1 protein-coding gene is annotated in these 2,086 nt (G+C 64.0%); it reads right to left on the reverse strand.

What is annotated here, in order from left to right; translation table 11 throughout:
- Positions 1-278, reverse strand: a 278-nt coding sequence (locus ACTG9Q_RS32900) for a hypothetical protein (RefSeq protein ID WP_455576854.1), incomplete at its 3' end; no start/stop codon positions are given.
- Between the last annotated feature and the right edge of the window lie 1,808 nt (positions 279-2,086).

A 2,086-nucleotide genomic window follows, 5' to 3' on the forward strand; every position in this document is an offset into this window, starting at 1 on the left:
ACCGGGATCAACGGCTCGACCAGCTCCCACAACTCGTCATCGACAACCCACGGCGCAACCATGCAGAAGGGTTCCCCACCAGCGAAAACCCCAACCCACTCATTCTGACAGAAGCTCTTAGGATCGCTGAGATCGGTGAGCAGGTTCACCACGCCTACTGCAAAAGAAGCCTTCGCCAGCGCATTCACCAGGTGTCGTTTGGTGAACCCAGCATCGGACTTGGCCTGCCGCGCGTAACTGACCATCCGCGCCAGTTGTGGCGAGGTCAGCTCGCTCATGGCGCTCACCCAATCGGTAGGCAGCTTTCGAGCGAGGACCACAGGCCAGATTGCGTCAACGACGAACCCGAGCATCAGCAGCTGAGGCAATTGGTGGTCCGGGGGTACAAGATGCGTAGTTCGGTGCCGGACCACCCCCGCCGCCATCAGGGAACGAAGAGTATCCGCAGCCGAGCCCCGTGCCCCCTCATCCGCCGACATCGACGCCCGCCGGATAGCCCGACTGCCGGACCGGCGCTGACGTCGAGAAACATGCTAAGCACGGTACTGGTCCCGGACCCTCTCGAGCCAAAGGATCAGACCATCCAGATCCCGTTCGGTCGCGCTCGCAGCCATCGAATGCCCACCGTTCAGAAGTTCCTCAACCGAGAGGTCGCACGAGCTGGGTCCCACGTTACATAGACGAGTGCCACCCGACCGACGAAGGCTGACAGTTCATGCGATCTCAATCCCGCAGCCGAGCACTTCGGCCCTGAGGTGCTATGGACGAGGCCCTCTGTGGACGCGCGTTTCACAACCGTCGACCTCACCCCTTAACTTCGCAGGGGACAGCAAGCACCACCCTCATTCCGCCCACCTAATTATTGAGACGAAAGTGATCGTCTTCCTGTAACAAACTTCTAGCTAGTTCGCGGATTTACGAACATCCGGACATGCCGCGGAGCGAGCGTTCAAACCCTCGGGTGCTCGTGCAGTGCGAGCGGCCTATGTGCGGCCAGAGCGTTTTCGCCCTCCGCAGGAGATCAATGGGCTGGAACTCGCTGGCAGGGGCATGACCGTGGCGGTGCGCACGATCGGCCGCCTCGTGGCCTGCCTCGGCTTAAACCCCGACGGTTTCTCTGACCCGACCGGGCGAAGAGCGCAGCTCATCAGATGCATTTGCCACGCCACCCCAACGGAGGCCGAGGTTTATCAGAGGCCAGTGGCGGCGGCATTCCCTCTTGGCGGTTGGTGACCTCGGGGAGGGCACCAACCTGCGCGTGGTCGTTCCGCGGAGGGCCGGACCTCGGGCGGGAGTGCCAAAGGATGGGAACGATGCTGGCCAGCGCCCGGTTACGATGATGTGCCGTGGTGCGTCCGCTGGCCGGGGGAAGAGGATGTCTAGGTTGACCCACACTGACGTGAGGATCGGCCTGCGTCCGTGGTTGTCATCGCCCTCCCAGCGCGTGAACGGGCTGTTGATCACGACACACTCGCCTACCTCGCGCCGGTCGCCGCCCGCACGCGGTGGATGAGGTCGCCGTAGGGTTGATCGTCCAGCTCGGCGCGGTCGGGGCTGGCGTGGCTGCTGGTCAACCGCCAGCTCGCGTCGATTCCGGGTGTCGCTGCTCAGGCGGGGCAGTGCACGCGGACCTCGTCCCCGGCAGAGATAGCTCTGCTGACTCCGGGGAGACGATGTGTCGTTCGCCTTTGCAGGTGGCAGGAAGGACGGTGATCGTCGTGCCGGTCTGATCGACTCGGTAGCGCAGTGCGTCGTCCGGCGGAGGGTGAAGGCGGCGGAGTCACTCGAGGGGTGTGGCTACGAGCCTGGACAGCTGAGCGAACACCCCTGAGTGCAGCGCCCGGAACCGCTCGGCCTGCTACCGGATGACGGGCTATCTCACCCCAGCCCGCAGACCAGGTCTTCGCCGGATCTCCTCGATGGCCTCCGGCACCGTGACGGCGTCGTGGTCGGTCACTGCGGTGTGCTAGTGCTGCGTCACGCAACCTTGGTTGGGTAATGGGTCCAGGTGCGGATGGGTGAGTCGGTGGCGAAGCCGGTCTTGGGGTGGGCTCGTGTGTTGCGCCAGCGGATGTAGGCGGCGATG

The sequence above is a fragment of the Actinokineospora lacus genome, assembly GCF_053813445.1.